The 16,707-nt window shown below is 70.0% G+C and carries 12 protein-coding genes; 6 read left to right on the top strand and 6 right to left on the bottom strand.

The window, feature by feature from the left end:
- Positions 1-69 precede the first annotated feature (69 nt).
- Positions 70-3,687, top strand: a complete 3,618-nt coding sequence (locus tag AC3ETA_RS04810) for an NACHT domain-containing protein (RefSeq protein ID WP_432191545.1) — start codon at positions 70-72, stop codon at positions 3,685-3,687.
- Between the two features lie 37 nt (positions 3,688-3,724).
- On the opposite strand, the gene mctP is transcribed toward AC3ETA_RS04810, so the two are convergent.
- The 5 genes from mctP to AC3ETA_RS04785 form a co-directional block, all read right to left on the bottom strand.
- Entirely contained in the window at positions 3,725-5,353 is a 1,629-nt protein-coding gene (gene mctP / locus AC3ETA_RS04805) for a monocarboxylate uptake permease MctP (RefSeq protein WP_432191544.1), read from the bottom strand.
- Positions 5,350-5,616 (bottom strand): DUF3311 domain-containing protein, encoded by a 267-nt coding sequence (locus tag AC3ETA_RS04800; RefSeq protein ID WP_432191543.1) that lies wholly within the window; start codon positions 5,614-5,616, stop codon positions 5,350-5,352. Before AC3ETA_RS04800 ends, mctP begins: the two co-directional genes overlap by 4 nt.
- Positions 5,617-5,755: 139 nt before the next feature.
- Positions 5,756-5,953, bottom strand: coding sequence for a CstA-like transporter-associated (seleno)protein (locus tag AC3ETA_RS04795; RefSeq protein ID WP_432191542.1), 198 nt, complete (start codon positions 5,951-5,953; stop codon positions 5,756-5,758).
- The gene (locus tag AC3ETA_RS04790) at positions 5,925-8,063 is read right to left on the bottom strand and encodes a carbon starvation CstA family protein (protein WP_432191541.1); all 2,139 of its coding nucleotides are present in this window, start codon (positions 8,061-8,063) and stop codon (positions 5,925-5,927) included. The genes AC3ETA_RS04795 and AC3ETA_RS04790 overlap by 29 nt, the downstream gene beginning before the upstream one ends.
- Positions 8,064-8,151: 88 nt before the next feature.
- Positions 8,152-8,916 (bottom strand): GntR family transcriptional regulator, encoded by a 765-nt coding sequence (locus tag AC3ETA_RS04785; protein ID WP_031479454.1) that lies wholly within the window; start codon positions 8,914-8,916, stop codon positions 8,152-8,154.
- Positions 8,917-9,237: 321 nt separating this feature from the next.
- Between AC3ETA_RS04785 and AC3ETA_RS04780 the strand changes: the two genes are divergently transcribed.
- The 4 genes from AC3ETA_RS04780 (at position 9,238) to AC3ETA_RS04765 (ending at position 13,913) form a co-directional block, all read left to right on the top strand.
- Positions 9,238-10,515 carry an extracellular solute-binding protein gene (locus AC3ETA_RS04780; protein WP_432191540.1) on the top strand — a complete coding sequence of 426 codons (1,278 nt, stop codon included), beginning with the start codon at positions 9,238-9,240 and terminating at the stop codon, positions 10,513-10,515.
- 78 nt (positions 10,516-10,593) lie between these two features.
- Complete coding sequence (locus tag AC3ETA_RS04775) at positions 10,594-11,592, top strand: carbohydrate ABC transporter permease (protein WP_432191539.1); 999 nt, start codon at positions 10,594-10,596, stop codon at positions 11,590-11,592.
- Positions 11,589-12,419, top strand: a complete 831-nt coding sequence (locus AC3ETA_RS04770) for a carbohydrate ABC transporter permease (RefSeq protein ID WP_432191538.1) — start codon at positions 11,589-11,591, stop codon at positions 12,417-12,419. The genes AC3ETA_RS04775 and AC3ETA_RS04770 overlap by 4 nt, the downstream gene beginning before the upstream one ends.
- A 9-nt stretch (positions 12,420-12,428) precedes the next feature.
- Complete coding sequence (locus AC3ETA_RS04765; protein ID WP_432191537.1) at positions 12,429-13,913, top strand: glycoside hydrolase family 3 protein; 1,485 nt, start codon at positions 12,429-12,431, stop codon at positions 13,911-13,913.
- Between the two features lie 373 nt (positions 13,914-14,286).
- Here the strand turns inward: AC3ETA_RS04765 and nagB are convergent, their stop codons facing one another.
- On the bottom strand, positions 14,287-15,072 hold the full coding sequence (nagB, locus tag AC3ETA_RS04760) for a glucosamine-6-phosphate deaminase (protein ID WP_432191536.1): 786 nt from the start codon (positions 15,070-15,072) through the stop codon (positions 14,287-14,289).
- 335 nt (positions 15,073-15,407) lie between these two features.
- On the opposite strand from nagB, the gene AC3ETA_RS04755 reads away from it, so the two are divergent.
- Entirely contained in the window at positions 15,408-16,496 is a 1,089-nt protein-coding gene (locus AC3ETA_RS04755) for an SIS domain-containing protein (protein ID WP_432191535.1), read from the top strand.
- The last annotated feature ends 211 nt before the right edge of the window (positions 16,497-16,707 follow it).

The raw sequence follows: 16,707 nt of genomic DNA, 5'->3' as shown, positions 1-16,707 counted from the left end.
CCATGGAGATAGGTGTCGGCGCCCCGCGGTCGCTCCGTTTCGAGAGCCGTTCTCGGAAGGAGACGAACGATGACGAGGGTCGTCGGCAGCCCGCCCGGCAAGAAGCGGCCGCGCAACGCGCCGATGGCGACGCTGGCTCCGAGGCGGGCGGCCAACCGGGTCAGGCAGGGGTTCGTGGGCCACCGGCACAGGCTGACCACGCGCCTGGAGGCCCGCGGTGGAAGCACCCGCCCCAAGAAGTGGCGCCGGTGGTTCACCTACACCAACGCCACCCGGGCCGTCTGGACGGTGGCGGTGCTCGCCGTGGTCGCCTGGGTGGTGGAGGGCCTGTACATCGTGATCCGGGGCCGCACGACACCCTTCGAGAAGTGGCGGCAGGGCAACGACGGCTTCGAGACGGTCATGCGCTTCGTGGGCCCGGTGCTCGCCGCGTCGCTCGCCGCCGCGCTCTTCCTGTTCTGGTGGTACCGGTGGACCAAGCGGCGCTATCTCGCCAAGGCACGCGACGACCCCCACCGACTGGTCCTCACGGCCGGCCCGGACACCGCCGAGATCGTGGGCCGGGAGGAGATCGCCCAGGTCATCGCCGAGCGGCTGCGCGAGCGCGACACGCGCCGGCCCTATCTGCTGGTCGGCGGCGTCGGTGTGGGCAAGACCGCCGTCCTGGTACGGCTCACCGAACTGCTCGCGGAGCAGAACGCCGTACCCGTGCCGATCCGGCTGCGGGACGCGAACGGCGGCAGTGACCTGAACTTCGAACGCATGGCCAAGGAGCGCTTCATCGACGAGGCACCCCGGGGCATCCTCGCGCGCACCAAGACCGAGCGGGTCTGGCAGCAACTGCTCGCCGACGACAAGCCGGTCGTCATCGCCGACGGGCTGGAGGAGGCGCTCCTCGGCGACGGCCTCCAGCAGAACCGGGACAACATCATCCGGCGGGCCATCGAACGTGCCTACGAGGAGAAGCTGCCCCTCGTCATCGCCTCCCGGCCGCACAGCCCGCTGGAGAGCACCCCGGCCGCGATCGTGGAGCTGGAACCGCTCAGCGAGGAGGAGGCCCTGCGGTTCGTCCAGGCGCGCGTGCCGGAGACGGACGAGCGCCGCGTCGACTGGATCGTGGAGACGGCGGAGGTGACCGAGTCGCCCGTCTACCTCCAGATCGCCCGTGAACTGCACCGTCACGGCGCCCTGGAACACGACCGGCCGGACAACGACCCGCAGCACATGAACACCCGCAGCCGTGACCGCGGCACGCTGCGGCTGTGGCTGCTGGAGACCTGGGACGAGGCGCTGTGCCAGGGTCGGCTGCGCCGGGACGTCGCCCTGAGCCAGCGCGACCGCCGCGACGCCGTCGAGGTGGTCTCCGCCCTGGCCTGCGTGGGACTGCTCCAGGACAAACTGGAGGTCGGCCTCGGGGAACTGCTCGACTCGGACGTCCACCCCGGTCCGATGCGGCGCGCGCAGGCCCGTGCCGAGCACCTGCGGGCCGGCGGACGCGCCTTCGACCGGTACGGCAGGCGCGGGAACGTCTTCTCCGAATGGCACCGGCAGCAGATCTGGGACGTGCTGTGCCGGCGGATCAGCCCGCAGGAGAGGAGGCGGTTGCGCGGGGGCAACATGGACCAGTGCCGCGCGGCCCTCGCCCGGATCGCACGCAACGCCGACAAGCTCGGCCTGGTGGAGGGCTTCGAGCGCAGGGTCCGTTTCCCGCACAGCATCATCCAGGCCTACTTCGGCTACCGCGTGCTGCGGCGGCTGGGCGAGCGGGGCGCCGGCGAGCTCGTCGAGCACGTGCTCCAGCCGCCCGGACCCAGCCGTGAACTGCTCATGGCCCTGGTGCTGTTGTCGCGCCGCCGGGCGGCCGGGGTCAAGGCCCGCCGGGAAGGCGTCCGGGCCGAGGTGACGAAGGAGATCGGGGAACGGCTCCGCCGCTCACGTATGCGCGGGCACACCCTGGCCCACCGGCTCTGCAAGGCCGCGGAACGCCGCACGGACGACCCGAAGGCGCTCGACCACTACGCGGCCGCCGTGGAGATCGAGAGCGTGGAGGAGGCACCGAGGCTGCTCGGCCACATCCTGGAGGAGGTGCGCAGGACCTGGGCCGGTTTCAAGGGCGACCGGCGCAGCCTCGACGACGCGAAGCTGAGGCTGCTCAGGCAGGTCGGGGCCGCCCTGCGCAGCGTCTCCGACCGGATCGACACCACACCCCTGTACGAGCAGCTCGTCCAGACAGGCGTGAAGGAGCCCGCCTACTCGATACGCCTGGCCGCCGCCCAGGAGTTCGGCACCGGCGGCAACCCGGCGTTCGCCGTGATCCGCGGCCGGATCGGCCTCAGCACCGACCCGGTGGAGGAGTACAACGACCGGCTCGGCAAGCTGCGGGCCTGGAAACGGCGGGAGTACGAACAGTGGGCCGAGCGCATGGCCCGGGCACGTGCGGCGGGCGTGCCCTCCCGGGCCAGGACGGAGCGCATCGCCCGGCTCCAGCAGGACCGGCGCACGCTCAACCTGGAGTACCGCAGGAAACGGGTCGTTCTGTTCCGGGAGTTCGTGATGCGTGCCTGGATGATCCCCATGCTCCTGGGCTCCGTCGACGAGGCGCACCGCGACGAGGCCCGCGAGCGCCTCACCAAGTGGCTGGGCCACCTGGACCCCAAGGCCACCGGCGGCACCCCCGATCTGCCGCTCGCACTGGAGGCCGCGCTGGCGCAGGGCTTCAAGTACGCGGCCAACCGCAGGATCCGGCATCCACAGGCCGACCAGGGCGGTCGCGACGACCTGATCCGGCAGGCGGAGACCGTGCTCCAGCAGTCCCGGTGCTGGTACGCGCAGGTCATGCTCATCCAGGCGCTGTGCCTGTGGGAGCTCCCGGACATCGTGGGCGTCCATGAGCAGCAGGCGCACCCGACGCCGGGCAGGGACGGGTACGACGGCGGACGCGAGCCGCCCCGGACGCTGGGCGGGGCGACCGCCGTGCAGACCGTGGAGCGCTGGCTGTCGATGGCCGGCACCGTGAACCGGCCACCCGGGCATCCCGGGGCGAACGGCGCCCCGCCCCGGCAGTCCCTGCATCCGTTCGTCGCCGAGGCGGGCGACCTGGTGGCCCTCGCGCTGGAGACCGGGCAGCCCGAGCGGTTCCTCTGGATCGACGAGAAGGGCGTCGCCGACAACATCGGCGCCCGCACCGGCAATCCCGAGTCGTACCGCAGGCACAACCTCTGGATCCCGCCCTCGGTGGGCTGGAGCACCCTGGACGCGCGGGCCCAGCGCCTGGTCGCCGACGTTCTGGTGATGCTGAACCTCATCGAACGGGACGGGCATCCGGACGAGGTCGAGGAGCGGATGAGCCGCGCGGAGCAGCCGGGGACATCGCTCCCGCCGTGCATCAGCGGCGACCGCGGCCCGCTGCGCCCCGGCCTGCGGGCCGGCATGGCGGACCCGCCCACACCCGGCGCGACCTGCCTGCCGGACTGCAAGTTCCAGCTCTGCCCCTACCCGCCCCGGGGCTGTGTGCCGCGCGGGGAGATCCGGGAGCCGTTCTGCCGTCAGCAGCAGGCCCTGCTGCCGGGGCGGATGCGCCGCCATCTGCCCAGACTGCTGCGCCGGAAGACACCGGGCTGGGTCAGCATGCGGGTCCGCGAACTCGACGGTTTCTGGCAGCAGATGGCCGGGCGTACCCGCAACTAGTGCGGTACGCCCGGCCGTCGTGCGGGTGAGTCCCGCGTCAGTGGCTGGTGCCCGCCGTCGCCGGGGGCAGTTCGACCTGGACTCCGGGGTCGCCGGCGTCGGCCGTGTAGTCCTCCGGCTTCGTCTCGTCGACGCCGTCCGGGGCCTTCGCCGCCCTCAGCGCGAAGGTGAGCACGACCGTGACCACCACGTTGAGCACGAACGCCGTGAGACCGATGTAGCCGATCTCGCCGATGCCCGGGATCTCCTTCGCCGAGCCGCCGAAGTGCTTCTGGGTCGGGGAGGCGACGCCGTACGCGGCGAACGTGCCGTAGATCATGCCGACCGCCCAGCCGGCCAGCAGGGCCCAGCGGTGGAACCAGCGCGTGAACAGGCCGCCGACCAGGGCCGGGAAGGTCTGCAGGATCCAGATGCCGCCCAGCAGCTGGAAGTTGATGGCGACCGTCTTGTCCATCGTCAGCACGAAGACCAGGGCGCCCACCTTCACCAGGAGCGACACGATCTTGGAGACCTTGGTCTCCTGTGCGGGTGTGGCGTCCGGCTTGAGGAAGTCCTTGTAGATGTTGCGGGTGAACAGGTTCGCCGCCGCGATCGACATGATCGCCGCCGGCACCAGCGCGCCGATGCCGATCGCCGCGAAGGCCACGCCCGCGAACCAGTCGGGGAACATGTTCTCGAACAGCTGCGGGATCGCCAGCTGGCCGTTCTGCACCTTGACGCCGGCCGCGATCGCCATGAAGCCCAGCAGCGCCAGCAGGCCCAGCATCAGGGAGTACAGCGGCAGGATCGTGGTGTTGCGGCGGATCACCTCACGGCTGCGCGAGGACAGCGTCGCGGTGATCGAGTGCGGGTACATGAACAGCGCGAGCGCGGAGCCCAGCGCCAGCGTGGCGTACGTCCACTGTCCGGCCTCGGCCGGGACCAGCGCACCGCGCGGCGCGCCCGTGGCCGGGTTGGTCTGGCTGTAGGCCTCGCTCGCCTTGGCGAAGATCTCGTCGAAGCCGCCCAGCTTGATCGGGATGTAGATGATCGCCACCGCGATGACGATGTAGATCAGCGTGTCCTTCACGAAGGCGATCAGCGCGGGGGCGCGCAGACCGGACGAGTAGGTGTACGCGGCCAGCACACCGAAGGCGATGAGCAGCGGCAGGTCCTTGATGAACCAGTTCGTGTTCTCGCCGCCGCCGACACCCATCACGTCGAGGACGGCCTGGATGCCGACGAGCTGCAGCGCGATGTACGGCATCGTCGCCAGGATGCCGGTCACCGCGACCGCCAGCGACAGCCCCTTGGAGCCGAAGCGTCCGCGCACGAAGTCCGAGGTCGTCACATAGCCGTGCTTGTGGGACACCGACCACAGCCGGGGCAGGAAGGTGAAGATCAGCGGGTAGACGAGGATCGTGTACGGCACCGCGAAGAAGCCCGCCGCGCCGGCCGCGTAGATCGCCGCCGGGACCGCCACGAAGGTGTACGCCGTGTACAGGTCGCCGCCGAGCAGGAACCAGGTCACCCAGGTGCCGAACGACCGGCCGCCCAGGCCCCATTCGTCGAGGCTGTGCTCGTTCTCGGCCTTGCGCCAGCGCGCGGCCAGGAAACCCATGACCGTGACGGCCAGGAAGAAGAAGATGAAGACGCCGAGTGCGACGCCGTTCACGCCGTCGTTCATTCCGCCGCACCGCCCTTCCGCGAGGCACGGGCGCGCTGGTCACGCTGCCACAGCTTGTACGCCACCATCGTCAGCAGCGCGGAGAGCAGCACCCACAGCATCTGGTACCAGTAGAAGAACGGGATGCCGGCGAACGCGGGGTCGGTCTTCGCATACGAACCGACCCACAGCATCGCCACGAACGGCGTGACGAGACAGAGCGCGATGACCACCCGTACAGGCGTCACCACCGGCTCTCTGTTCACTTCTGGGGCATCTGACATCTGACGGCTCCGTCCCCTCACTGATCACCTGAGAAACGCCCGGGCAATGTAGGTGACGGTGCAACGACAGCGGAAGACCTTGTCCGGATATCGGATGTGGAGAATTGGTGTGCACGGCAACCGTCGCGCGGCGGTGCGCTCAGCAGCAGCGGAACCCTCGCCGCGGGTCGGTCTCCTGACGGTCCGTCCGCATCCGCTCGAAGTCGCGCCGGGAGGGCACCCGGGCGTCCGGATGCCCCTGCCGCACATGGGCGACATAACGCTCGTACGCCGACTCGTCGGTCAGCTCCCGCAGATACCAGCGGACGCTACCGAGTACGCGCCGAAGCGACCGCATCGCGCTCCTCCTCCTTCTCCTCCTTGGTCGGGAACAGCCCCGCCGGAGCGATGATCTTCGACTCGACGTACGGCGCCTCGCTGAGCGTGGACAGGGCCGGGCGGCGGACGTGCCGGACGCAGACGCGGGTGGCGTCGGCGATCACGACGACGATCAGGATCGCGAGGGCCGCCGCGAGGACGCCGTCCACGGTGGAGTTGGTGACCACGGTGTGCATGTCGTCCATGGACTTGGCGGGCGGCAGTACCTCGCCGCGGTCGATCGCGTCCTGGAAGACCTGGCGCTGCTTGAAGAAGCCGACCTTCGGGTCGCTGGAGAACACCTTCTGCCAGCTGGCGGTCAGCGTCACCGTCGCGTCCCAGGCCAGTGGAACCCCGGTGATCCAGGCCCACTTCAGGCGCCCGGACTTCACCAGCAAGGTCGTGCAGACGGCGAGCGCGACGGCCGCGAGCAGCTGGTTGGAGATGCCGAAGATCGGGAAGAGCTGGTTGATGCCGCCGAGGGGCTCGTGGACACCCACCCACAGGAAGTAGCCCCACAGAGCGCACACGACGGCGCTGGTGATGGCCAGTCCCGGCTTCCAGCTGACGTTCTTGAAGGGCCGGTAGACGTTGCCCAGCATGTCCTGGAGCATGAACCGGCCCACCCGGGTGCCGGCGTCCAGCGCGGTCAGGATGAACAGCGCCTCGAACATGATCGCGAAGTGGTACCAGAAGGCGCGCAGGCCGCCGCCGGTGACCTGCGAGAAGATCTCCGAGACCCCGATGGCGAGGGTGGGCGCGCCGCCGGTCCGGGAGAGCAGGGACGCCTCCTCGACGTTCTCCGCCGCCCGCGCGAGAGCCTCGGGTGAGATCTGGTAGCCCCAACTGCCCACGACCTGCGAGGCGTTCTGCACGGTGTCGCCGATGACCCCGGCGGGCGCGTTCATCGCGAAGTACAGACCCGGGTCGATGATGCTCGCCGCGACCAGTGCCATCACGGCGACCGACGACTCCATCAGCATGGAGCCGTAGCCGATCATCCTGACCTGCGTCTCCTTCTGGATCATCTTCGGCGTCGTGCCGGAGGAGATGAGCGCGTGAAAGCCGGACAGGGCGCCGCAGGCGATGGTGATGAAGACGAACGGGAACAGCGAACCCGCGAAGACCGGGCCGTCGCCGCGGGAGGCGAAGTCCGTGACCGGGTCCATCTTCAGCGTCGGCAGGGCGACGATCACCCCGAGGGCGAGCAGGAAGATCGTGCCGATCTTCATGAAGGTGGACAGGTAGTCGCGCGGCGCGAGCAGCATCCACACCGGCAGGATCGAGGCGACGAAGCCGTACGCCACCATCCAGACGACCAGCGTGGAGGGGGCGAGGGTGAAGGTGCCGGCCCAGGACGACTCGGCGACCCAGCGGCCCGCGACCAGGGCGAGCAGCAGCAGCGCGACGCCGATGACGGAGACCTCGGTGACCCGGCCGGGGCGCAGTACCCGCAGGTAGAAGCCCATCAGCAGGGCGATCGGGATCGTCATCGCGATGGAGAAGGTGCCCCAGGGGGACTGCGCGAGGGCGTTGACGATGACCAGGGCCAGCACGCCGAGCAGGATGATCATGATGACGAACGTGGCGACCAGCGCGGCGGCGCCGCCGAACGGGCCGATCTCCTCGCGCGCCATCTGCCCCAGCGAGCGTCCGTCGCGGCGGGTGGAGAAGAACAGCACCACCATGTCCTGGACCGCGCCCGCGAAGATGACGCCCGCGATGATCCAGATCGTGCCCGGCAGATAGCCCATCTGCGCGGCCAGCACGGGCCCGACCAGAGGTCCCGCGCCCGCTATCGCCGCGAAGTGGTGGCCGAGCAGGACCCGGCGGTCGGTGGGGTGGAAGTCGATGCCGTTGTTGAGGCGTTCGGCCGGGGTGGCCCTGGTCCGGTCGACCTTCAGGACCTTGTACGCGATGAACTTGGCGTAGAAGCGATAGGCGATGGCGTACGAGCCGAGGGCGGCCGCGACCATCCAGGCCGCCGAGACCTCCTCGCCCCGGGACAGCGCGAGCACGGTCCACCCCGACGCACCGATCAGTGCGACCAGGGTCCAGATGACGACGGTTCGGGGGTTCGCGGTACGCACCGGGTGGTCCTCCCGTCCATGCGGCGACGGGAGGAACCTAGAACAGGAAAGGGGGATGCGCTACACCGCGTGCACTACCCCAAGTGACTCAGTCCTGAGGCCGCTTGAGCCGTGCCACGAACTTGTACCGGTCACCCCGGTACACCGAGCGCACCCACTCCACCGGCTGCCCCTCCCGGTCCAGGGAGTGGCGGGAGAGCATCAGCATCGGCAGGCCCACGTCCGTGCCGAGCAGGCCGGCCTCGCGCGGGGTGGCCAGCGAGGTCTCGATGGTCTCCTCGGCCTCGGCGAGGTGGACGTCGTAGACCTCGGCGAGCGCGGTGTAGAGGGAGGTGTACTTCACCAGGCTGCGGCGCAGCGCCGGGAAGCGCTTGGCGCTGAGGTGGGTCGTCTCGATGGCCATCGGCTCGCCGTTGGCCATGCGCAGCCGCTCGATGCGCAGCACCCGGCCGCCGGCCGTGATGTCGAGCAGGTCGGCGAGCCGGTCGTCGGCGGTGATGTAGCCGATGTCCAGCAGCTGGGAGGTCGGCTCCAGGCCCTGGGCGCGCATGTCCTCCGTGTAGGAGGTGAGCTGGAGCGCCTGGGAGACCTTCGGCTTGGCGACGAAGGTGCCCTTGCCCTGGATGCGCTCGAGGCGCCCCTCGACGACCAGCTCCTGGAGGGCCTGGCGGACGGTCGTGCGCGAGGTGTCGAACTCGGCGGCCAGGGTGCGCTCGGGCGGGACGGGAGTACCCGGCGCCTGGGTCTCCGTCATGTCCAGGAGGTGCTTCTTCAGGCGGTAGTACTTGGGCACGCGGGCGGTACGGACGGTGGCGCCGTTCTCGTTCTCCGCACTGCTGACGTCGGTGCTCATGCTTCGCCTTCCCGGCTCCGGATGCGGGTCACATCGTGATCCCTTCTATATACCGTCGCCGTCTCTTTTGGTCTAGTCCACAGTGCCAAGTGGTCTAGCGGACGAGAGTACTCCGGCATCGGCCTTTTCGCTGCCTTCTTACTTAAAGGTTCCTTCATATGTAGGTCGCATAACGGCTGGTCAGGCCCCTTTCCGTGCCCCTTGACACGCTTTCTGGTCTGGTCCAAGCTCCCCGTACTGGTCTACACCATTGGTCCAGGTCCCGGCCCAACGCTCGTGCGGGGAGGCAGGGGGGTTTGTGGCATCCCTGAGGAGGGTGGCGTGAAGCGCAAGCTGATTTCCGCGATAGGTGTCGCGGGCATGATGATCTCCCTGGCGGCGTGCGGGGGCGACAGCGGTGACGGCGGCGACAAGGCCGGCGCCGACGGGTACGCGGGCGAGACGCTCACGGTGTGGGTGATGGACGGATCCTCCCCCGACCAGTGGCAGAAGGACGTCCAGACGGCCTTCGAGAAGAAGACCAAGGCGAAGGTCAAGTTCGAGGTCCAGCAGTGGAACGGCATCCAGCAGAAGCTGACCACCGCCCTGTCCGAGGAGAACCCGCCGGATGTCTTCGAGATCGGTAACACTCAGACCCCGGCCTACGCCAAGACCGGCGGCCTCGCCGACCTCGCCGACCTCAAGAACGAGATCGGCGGCGACTGGACCGCGTCCCTGAACGAGTCCTCCATCTTCGACGGCAAGCAGTACGCGGCGCCCTGGTACTTCGCCAACCGTGTCGTCCTCTACAACAAGAAGGTGTGGGCCGACGCGGGCATCAAGGACACACCCAAGACCCGCGACGAGTTCTACGCCGACCTCAAGCAGATCGGCGAGAAGACCGACGCCGAGCCCATCTACCTGCCCGGCCAGAACTGGTACCACTTCGTCGGCCTCACCATCGGCGAGGGCGTCCAGCTGGTGAAGGAGCAGGACGGCAAGTACGTCTCCAACCTCGACGACCCGAAGGTCGCCGCCGCCATGGAGACGTACAAGAAGTTCCAGGCGCTGTCCAAGGCGCCCAAGGACAAGGACGAGGCCACCCCGCAGCAGGGCGAGGTCTTCGGCAAGGGCAACGTCGGTGCCTTCATCGGCATGGGCTGGGAAGCCGGCATCGCCGTCGAGGCCAACCCGAAGATCGAGAAGGAGATCGGCTACTTCACCATCCCGGGTGCCACGGCCGACAAGCCCGAGGGCGTCTTCCTCGGTGGCTCCAACCTCGCGGTCGCCGCGGGCAGCAAGAAGCAGGAGCTCGCCAAGGAGTTCCTGAAGATCGCCCTGTCCGACAAGTACGAGGGCGAGCTGGCCAAGCTCAACGGCGTCATCCCGAACAAGGAGGCCCTCCAGTCCAACCTGAAGGGCAACGTCGTCGCCGAGGCCGCCGCGCCGGCCGCCGCCGGTGGCGGCACCACGCCGCTGATCCCGGAGTGGGCGGCCGTGGAGAACGCGCCCAACCCGGTCAAGACGTACATGACCGCCGTGCTGAACGGTAAGTCGCCGGCCGAGGCGGCCAAGCAGGTCGAGAACGAGTTCAACAAGCGTCTGTCCCAGCAGCAGTAGGCGCACCGGGGGAGGGGGCCGCGCACAGCGGCCTCCTCCCCCGCGTATCGGCAGGTCTAGGAGGAAGAGAACGCGAGCATGACCGTGCAGACCGAACGGCCGCCCTCCGGCCCGGCGGATGTCCACAAGTCGGCGGGCGGCGGGGGATCCGGAAGGCCGAACCCGAGAGCGTCCCGCATCGGAGCGCTCGCCCCCTACCTTCTGCTCCTGCCCGCCTGCGCGGCCTCCGTGCTGCTGCTCGGCTGGCCGCTGCTGAAGGACCTGCTGCTGTCGTTCCAGAACCTCAACATGGGGCAGCTGATCCAGCACGTCACCGAGTGGAACGGCATCGACAACTACACCGAGGTCCTCACCGGCGAGGAGTTCTGGCGGGTCACCCTCCGCTCGATCCTGTTCACGGCGGTCAACGTCGCCCTGACCATGTTCCTCGGCGGGCTCGTCGGCCTGCTGCTCGCCCGGCTCGGCAAGCGCATGCGGTTCACCCTGATGATGGGCCTGGTGCTGGCCTGGGCGATGCCCGTGGTCGCCGCCACCACCGTCTACCAGTGGCTCTTCGCCCAGCGCTTCGGCGTGGTCAACTGGGTGCTGGACAAGCTCGGCTGGCACTCCATGGCCGACTACAGCTGGACCAGCGACCAGATGTCGACGTTCTTCGTCGTCACCGTGCTCATCGTCTGGATGTCCATCCCGTTCGTCGCGATCAATCTCTACGCCGCCACGACGACCATCCCGGCCGAGCTCTACGAGGCCGCCGCCCTCGACGGCGCCGGCGCCTGGAAGAGCTTCACGACGGTCACCCTGCCGTTCCTGCGGCCCTTCCTCTATGCGACCACGTTCCTGGAGATCATCTGGATCTTCAAGGCGTTCGTGCAGGTCTACACCTTCAACCAGGGCGGCCCCGACCGCCTGACCGAGATCCTGCCCGTCTACGCCTACGTCGAGGGCGTCGGCAACCAGCACTACGGCATGGGTGCCGCCATCGCCTTCCTGACCATCCTGATCATGATCGGCCTCACCGCCTACTACCTGCGCATCGTGCTCAAGCAAGAAAAGGAACAAGAGGAGGCCGGGCTGTGAAGCGTTCGCTCTTCGGCCGCGTCTGGCCCAACGCCACGGCCGTCGTCCTGTGCATCGGCTTCGTCTTCCCCGTGTACTGGATGATCGCCACGGCCTTCAAGCCGACCGGCGACATCATCTCCGAGGACCCGGTCTGGTTCCCGACCGACATCACCCTCGACCATTTCAGGACGGCGACCGGCGCCGACCACTTCTGGACGTTCGTCACCAACTCGCTGACCGTCACCGTCCTGGCCGTGGTGTTCTCGCTGATCATCGCGCTGGCCGGGTCCTTCGCCCTGGCGCGGATGCGGTTCCGGGGCCGCCGCGGCTTCATCATCGGCTTCATGCTCGCCCAGATGGCACCCTGGGAAGTCATGATCATCGCGATGTACATGATCGTCCGGGACGCGTCGATGCTCAACAGCCTCGTGCCGCTGACGGCCTTCTACACGATGATGATCCTGCCGTTCACGGTCCTCACGCTGCGCGGCTTCGTCGCAGCCGTGCCCGCGGAACTGGAGGAGTCGGCCATGGTCGACGGCTGCACCCGCATGCAGGCCTTCCGCCGGGTGATCCTGCCGCTGCTCGCGCCCGGCCTGATGGCCACGTCGATGTTCGGCTTCATCACCGCCTGGAACGAGTTCGCCCTGGTCCTGGTGCTGAACAAGGACGCCGAGGCCCAGACGCTGCCGCTGTGGCTGACCAGCTTCCAGACCGTATTCGGCAACGACTGGGGTGCCACGATGGCCGCCTCGACCCTCTTCGCCATCCCGATCCTGATTCTCTTCGTCTTCCTGCAACGCAGGGCTGTCAGCGGCCTGACGGCCGGCGCCGTGAAGGGATAACGCCACCCGATGACGACATTCGCCAGCGGCACCGACACTCTGACGCGCGATGCCCTGACCGTCCTGCAGCCCGGCTTCACCGGCACCACCGCCCCCGACTGGCTGCTGCGCCGGCTCGGCGAGGGCCTCGCTTCCGTCGGCCTGTTCGGCCGCAACATCGCCTCGCCCGAGCAAGTGGCCGCGCTGACCGCCCAGCTGCGGGTCGAGCGTGACGACGTCCTGGTCGCGATCGACGAGGAAGGGGGTGACGTGACGCGACTGGAGGTCAGGACCGGCTCCAGCTTCCCCGGCAACCACGCCCTCGGCGCGGTGGACGACGTGGAGCTGACCCGTGAGGTGGCCGCCGAGCTCGGGCGCCGCCTCGCCGCCTGCGGGGTGAACCTCAACTGGGCCCCGTCCGCGGACGTGAACTCCAACCCGGCGAACCCGGTGATCGGCGTGCGCTCCTTCGGCGCCGACACCGCCCTGGTCGCCCGCCACACCGCCGCCTACGTCACCGGCCTCCAGTCGGCCGGCGTCGCGGCCTGCACCAAGCACTTCCCGGGCCACGGCGACACGGCGGTCGACTCGCACCACGCCATGCCCCGCATCGACGCCGACGCCTCGGTGCTCGCCGAGCGCGAACTCGCCCCGTTCCGCGCGGCGATCGCCGCCGGCTCGCGGGCGGTGATGAGCGCGCACATCCTCGTCCCCGCCCTGGACCCGGACCGCCCGGCGACCCTGTCCCGCACGGTCCTGACCGACCTCCTGCGCGGCGAACTCGGCTACACCGGCCTGATCGTCACCGACGGCATGGAGATGCAGGCCATCGCCGCCACCTACGGCATCGAACGCGGCAGCGTCCTCGCCATCGCGGCCGGCGCCGACGCGATCTGCGTGGGCGGCGGGCTCTCGGACGACGAGACGGTACGGCGCCTGCGGGACGCGCTCGTCGCCGCGGTCCGCGCCGGCGAACTCCCCGAGACCCGGCTGGCGGAGGCGGCGGAACGCGTCCGCGAGCTGGCCCGCTGGACGGCGAGGGTGGCACCGGAGGCCGATGGCACCGGGCGGGAGGAAGTCGGCCTCGTCGCGGCCCGCCGAGCCCTGCGGCTGACGGCCGCGTCGCCCTTCACCCCGCTCACCGGGGCGCCTTTCGTCGCCGCGTTCACCCCCGTCGCGAACATCGCGGTCGGCGACGAGACCCCGTGGGGAGTGGCGGCCGAACTGGCCCGCCTCCTCCCCGGCACGGAGACGGGCAGCTACACGGGCGAGGACGCGGCCCGGGCCGCCCTCGAAGCGGCCGGCGACCGCCGGGTCGTGGCCGTGGTCCGCGACGAACACCGCCACCCCTGGATGGCGGCCGCCCTGGACACCCTCCTCGCCTCCCGCCCCGACACGGTCATCGTCGAGATGGGCGTCCCCCAGGCACCCGCGCGAGGCGCCCTGCACATCGCCACCTACGGAGCGGCCAGGGTGTGCGGGCGCGCGGCGGCGGAGGTCATCGCGGGGGAGTGAGACCGGGACGGGCCGTCCGCAGGGCACCGCTCTGAAGCGGGCCCAGGCGGGCGGCTCGGTGCGGGCGGCCCTGTGCGGATGCACACAGGGTGGGCTCACACAGGGCGGGCCCGTGCGGAGCGGGCCCGTGCGGGCTCACGCAGAGCGGGCCCATACGGAGTGGACTCACGCAGAGCGGGCCCATACGGAGTGGGCTCACGCAGAGCGGGCTCACGCAGAGCGGGCTCACGCAGAGCGGGCTCACGCAGAGCGGACTCACGCAGAGCGGGCCCATACGGAATGGGCGCCCTGGGCGGGATCGCCGCCGAGGGCGCCCGTCGGCGCATCCGGACCGCCTCGGCTCGCGTGCCTCAGCCGCCGAGCCGAGGCCCTCTCAGATCCCCTGCCAATCCGGCTTGTTGACGTAGGTGTGCCGGAAGTAGTCGGCCAGCTTCAGCTTCGACGCGGCGGCCTCGTCGACCACGACGGTGGCGTGCGGGTGCAGTTGCAGCGCCGAGGCCGGGCATACGGCCGCGACCGGCCCCTCGACGGTCGCCGCCACGGCGTCCGCCTTGCCCTCGCCGGTCGCCAGCAGCACCAGGTGCCGCGCCTCCAGGATCGTGCCGATGCCCTGGGTGATGACGTGATGCGGCACCTGCTCGATGTCCCCGTCGAAGAACCGCGCGTTGTCGATCCGCGTCTGCTCGGTCAGCGTCTTGATCCGCGTCCGCGAAGCCAGCGACGAACAGGGCTCGTTGAACCCGATGTGCCCGTCGGTCCCGATCCCCAGCAGCTGGAGGTCCACGCCCCCGGCTGCGGCCAGCGCCGCGTCGTACGCCTCGCACGCGCCCTGCACGTCCTCGGCCGTACCGTCCGGCCCCATGAACGCGTCCATCCCGATCCCGAGCGGCTCCAGCACCTCGCGCCGCAGCACCGACCGGTAGGACTCGGGGTGCTCGGCGGGCAGCCCTACGTATTCGTCGAGCTGCGCGATCCGCGCCCGCGATACATCCACGGCACCGGAGTGCACCTTGGCCGCCAGCGCCGTGTAGATGGGCAGCGGCGTCGACCCGGTGGCCACGCCGAGCACGGCGTCGGGCTTGCGCCCGAGGAGCTGCGCCATGGCCTCGGCTATCAGCTCGCCACCCGCCTTGGCGTCCGGAACGATGACAACTTCCACGCTGGGCCTGCCGATCTGAAGAGGGTCTCGATGGGCACCCCGAAGGGCATGTGGTTTAGACCAATCTAACAGAGCGGACCCCGCGAGGCCCAGGTGAACGCAAGCCCCGCGGACATTTCGATGCGGACATTTCGTGAGCCCGTCGGGCAGGCGTCATGCCCTGTGGGGGAGTGGAATGGAGAGTGTCCGTCCGAACAGTCCCACCGGCCTGTCCGTCCGAGCGGCAGGCCGCGGCACAGCCCGAGCCCCCGGTCGCCGCCACACTGGGCACCGGCCACGGCCGACAGGCGACAGGCGACAAGCCGGCCCGACGAGCGCGAGAGCAGGAAGGGCCCATGACCACCACGACCCCGTACCCGCCCGACCCCCAGGCCCCGCACAACGAGCTCCCCGGCCGGATCATGGCCCGCGAGATGGCCGAACAGCCCGCCGTGCTGCGCCGGATCCTGTCCCAGGGCGCCCCCGCCATCCATCAGGTCGCGCGCGAGATCGCCGCCCGCTCGCCGCGCTTCGTCCTGCTCACCGCCCGCGGCACCTCCGACAACGCCGCGCTCTACGCCAAGTACCTCCTGGAGATCCGCCTCGGCCTGCCCTGCGGTCTGGCCTCGATGTCGACGATCACGGCCTACGGCGCCCGCCCCGATCTCACCGACGTCCTCGTCGTCACGGTCAGCCAGTCCGGCGGCTCCCCGGACCTGGTCGCCTCGACGCGGGCCGCCCGCCAGGCCGGCGCGATCACCCTCGCGGTGACCAACAACCCCGACTCCCCGCTCGCCGGCGTCTCCGAGTACCACCTCGACATCATGGCCGGACCGGAACGGGCCCTCCCCGCGACCAAGACCTATACGGCCTCCCTCCTCGCCCTCTATCTCCTCGTCGAGGGTCTGCGCGACGGCGACGGCACCGCCGCCGAGGCACTCCCGGACATCGCCGAGCAGCTGCTCGCCCGTCAGGACGAGGTCCGCACCCTCGCCGCCCGCTACCGCTTCGCCGAGCGCATGGTGATCACCTCCCGAGGCTACGGCTACCCCACGGCCAAGGAAGCCGCCCTCAAGCTGATGGAGACCAGCTACATCCCGGCGCTGTCCTACTCCGGCGCCGACCTCCTGCACGGTCCGCTCGCCATGGTCGACAACGTCTCCCCGGTCATCGCGGTCGTCCCCGACGGCAAGGGCGGCGAGGCCCTCCGGCCCGTCCTCGACCGGCTCCGCGGCCGCGGCGCCGACCTGGTCGTCATCGGCCCCCGTCAGCAGGTCGAACAGGCCTCGGCCGGCTTCGTCCTGCCCACCGAGGACATCGCCGAGGAGCTCCAGCCGATCCTGGAGATCCTCCCGCTCCAGCTCCTGGCCCACGAGGTCACCATCGCCCGGGGCCAGGACCCGGACGCCCCGCGGGCCCTTGCGAAGGTGACGGAGACGCGCTGACGGCGGCGCGTCCCGCCCCGCCTCTCGGCGGTACAGGCGGGAGGGCCCGGCCGTCTCCACCCCTGGTGCGGACTCGGCAGCGCCCCCCGTCGCGTCGACGTGCTGCCCCGTGACCCAGCGGGAGTCGGGTCACGCCGGGAACACCACCACGTCCGCGACGTCGGACGGCGTGCGCGCGTATCCCGGGGTCGGCGAGCGCCCCGCTCGTCAG

Source organism: Streptomyces sp. bgisy027 (assembly GCF_057710365.1).
This window is presented reverse-complemented; position numbering and strand designations above follow the sequence as displayed.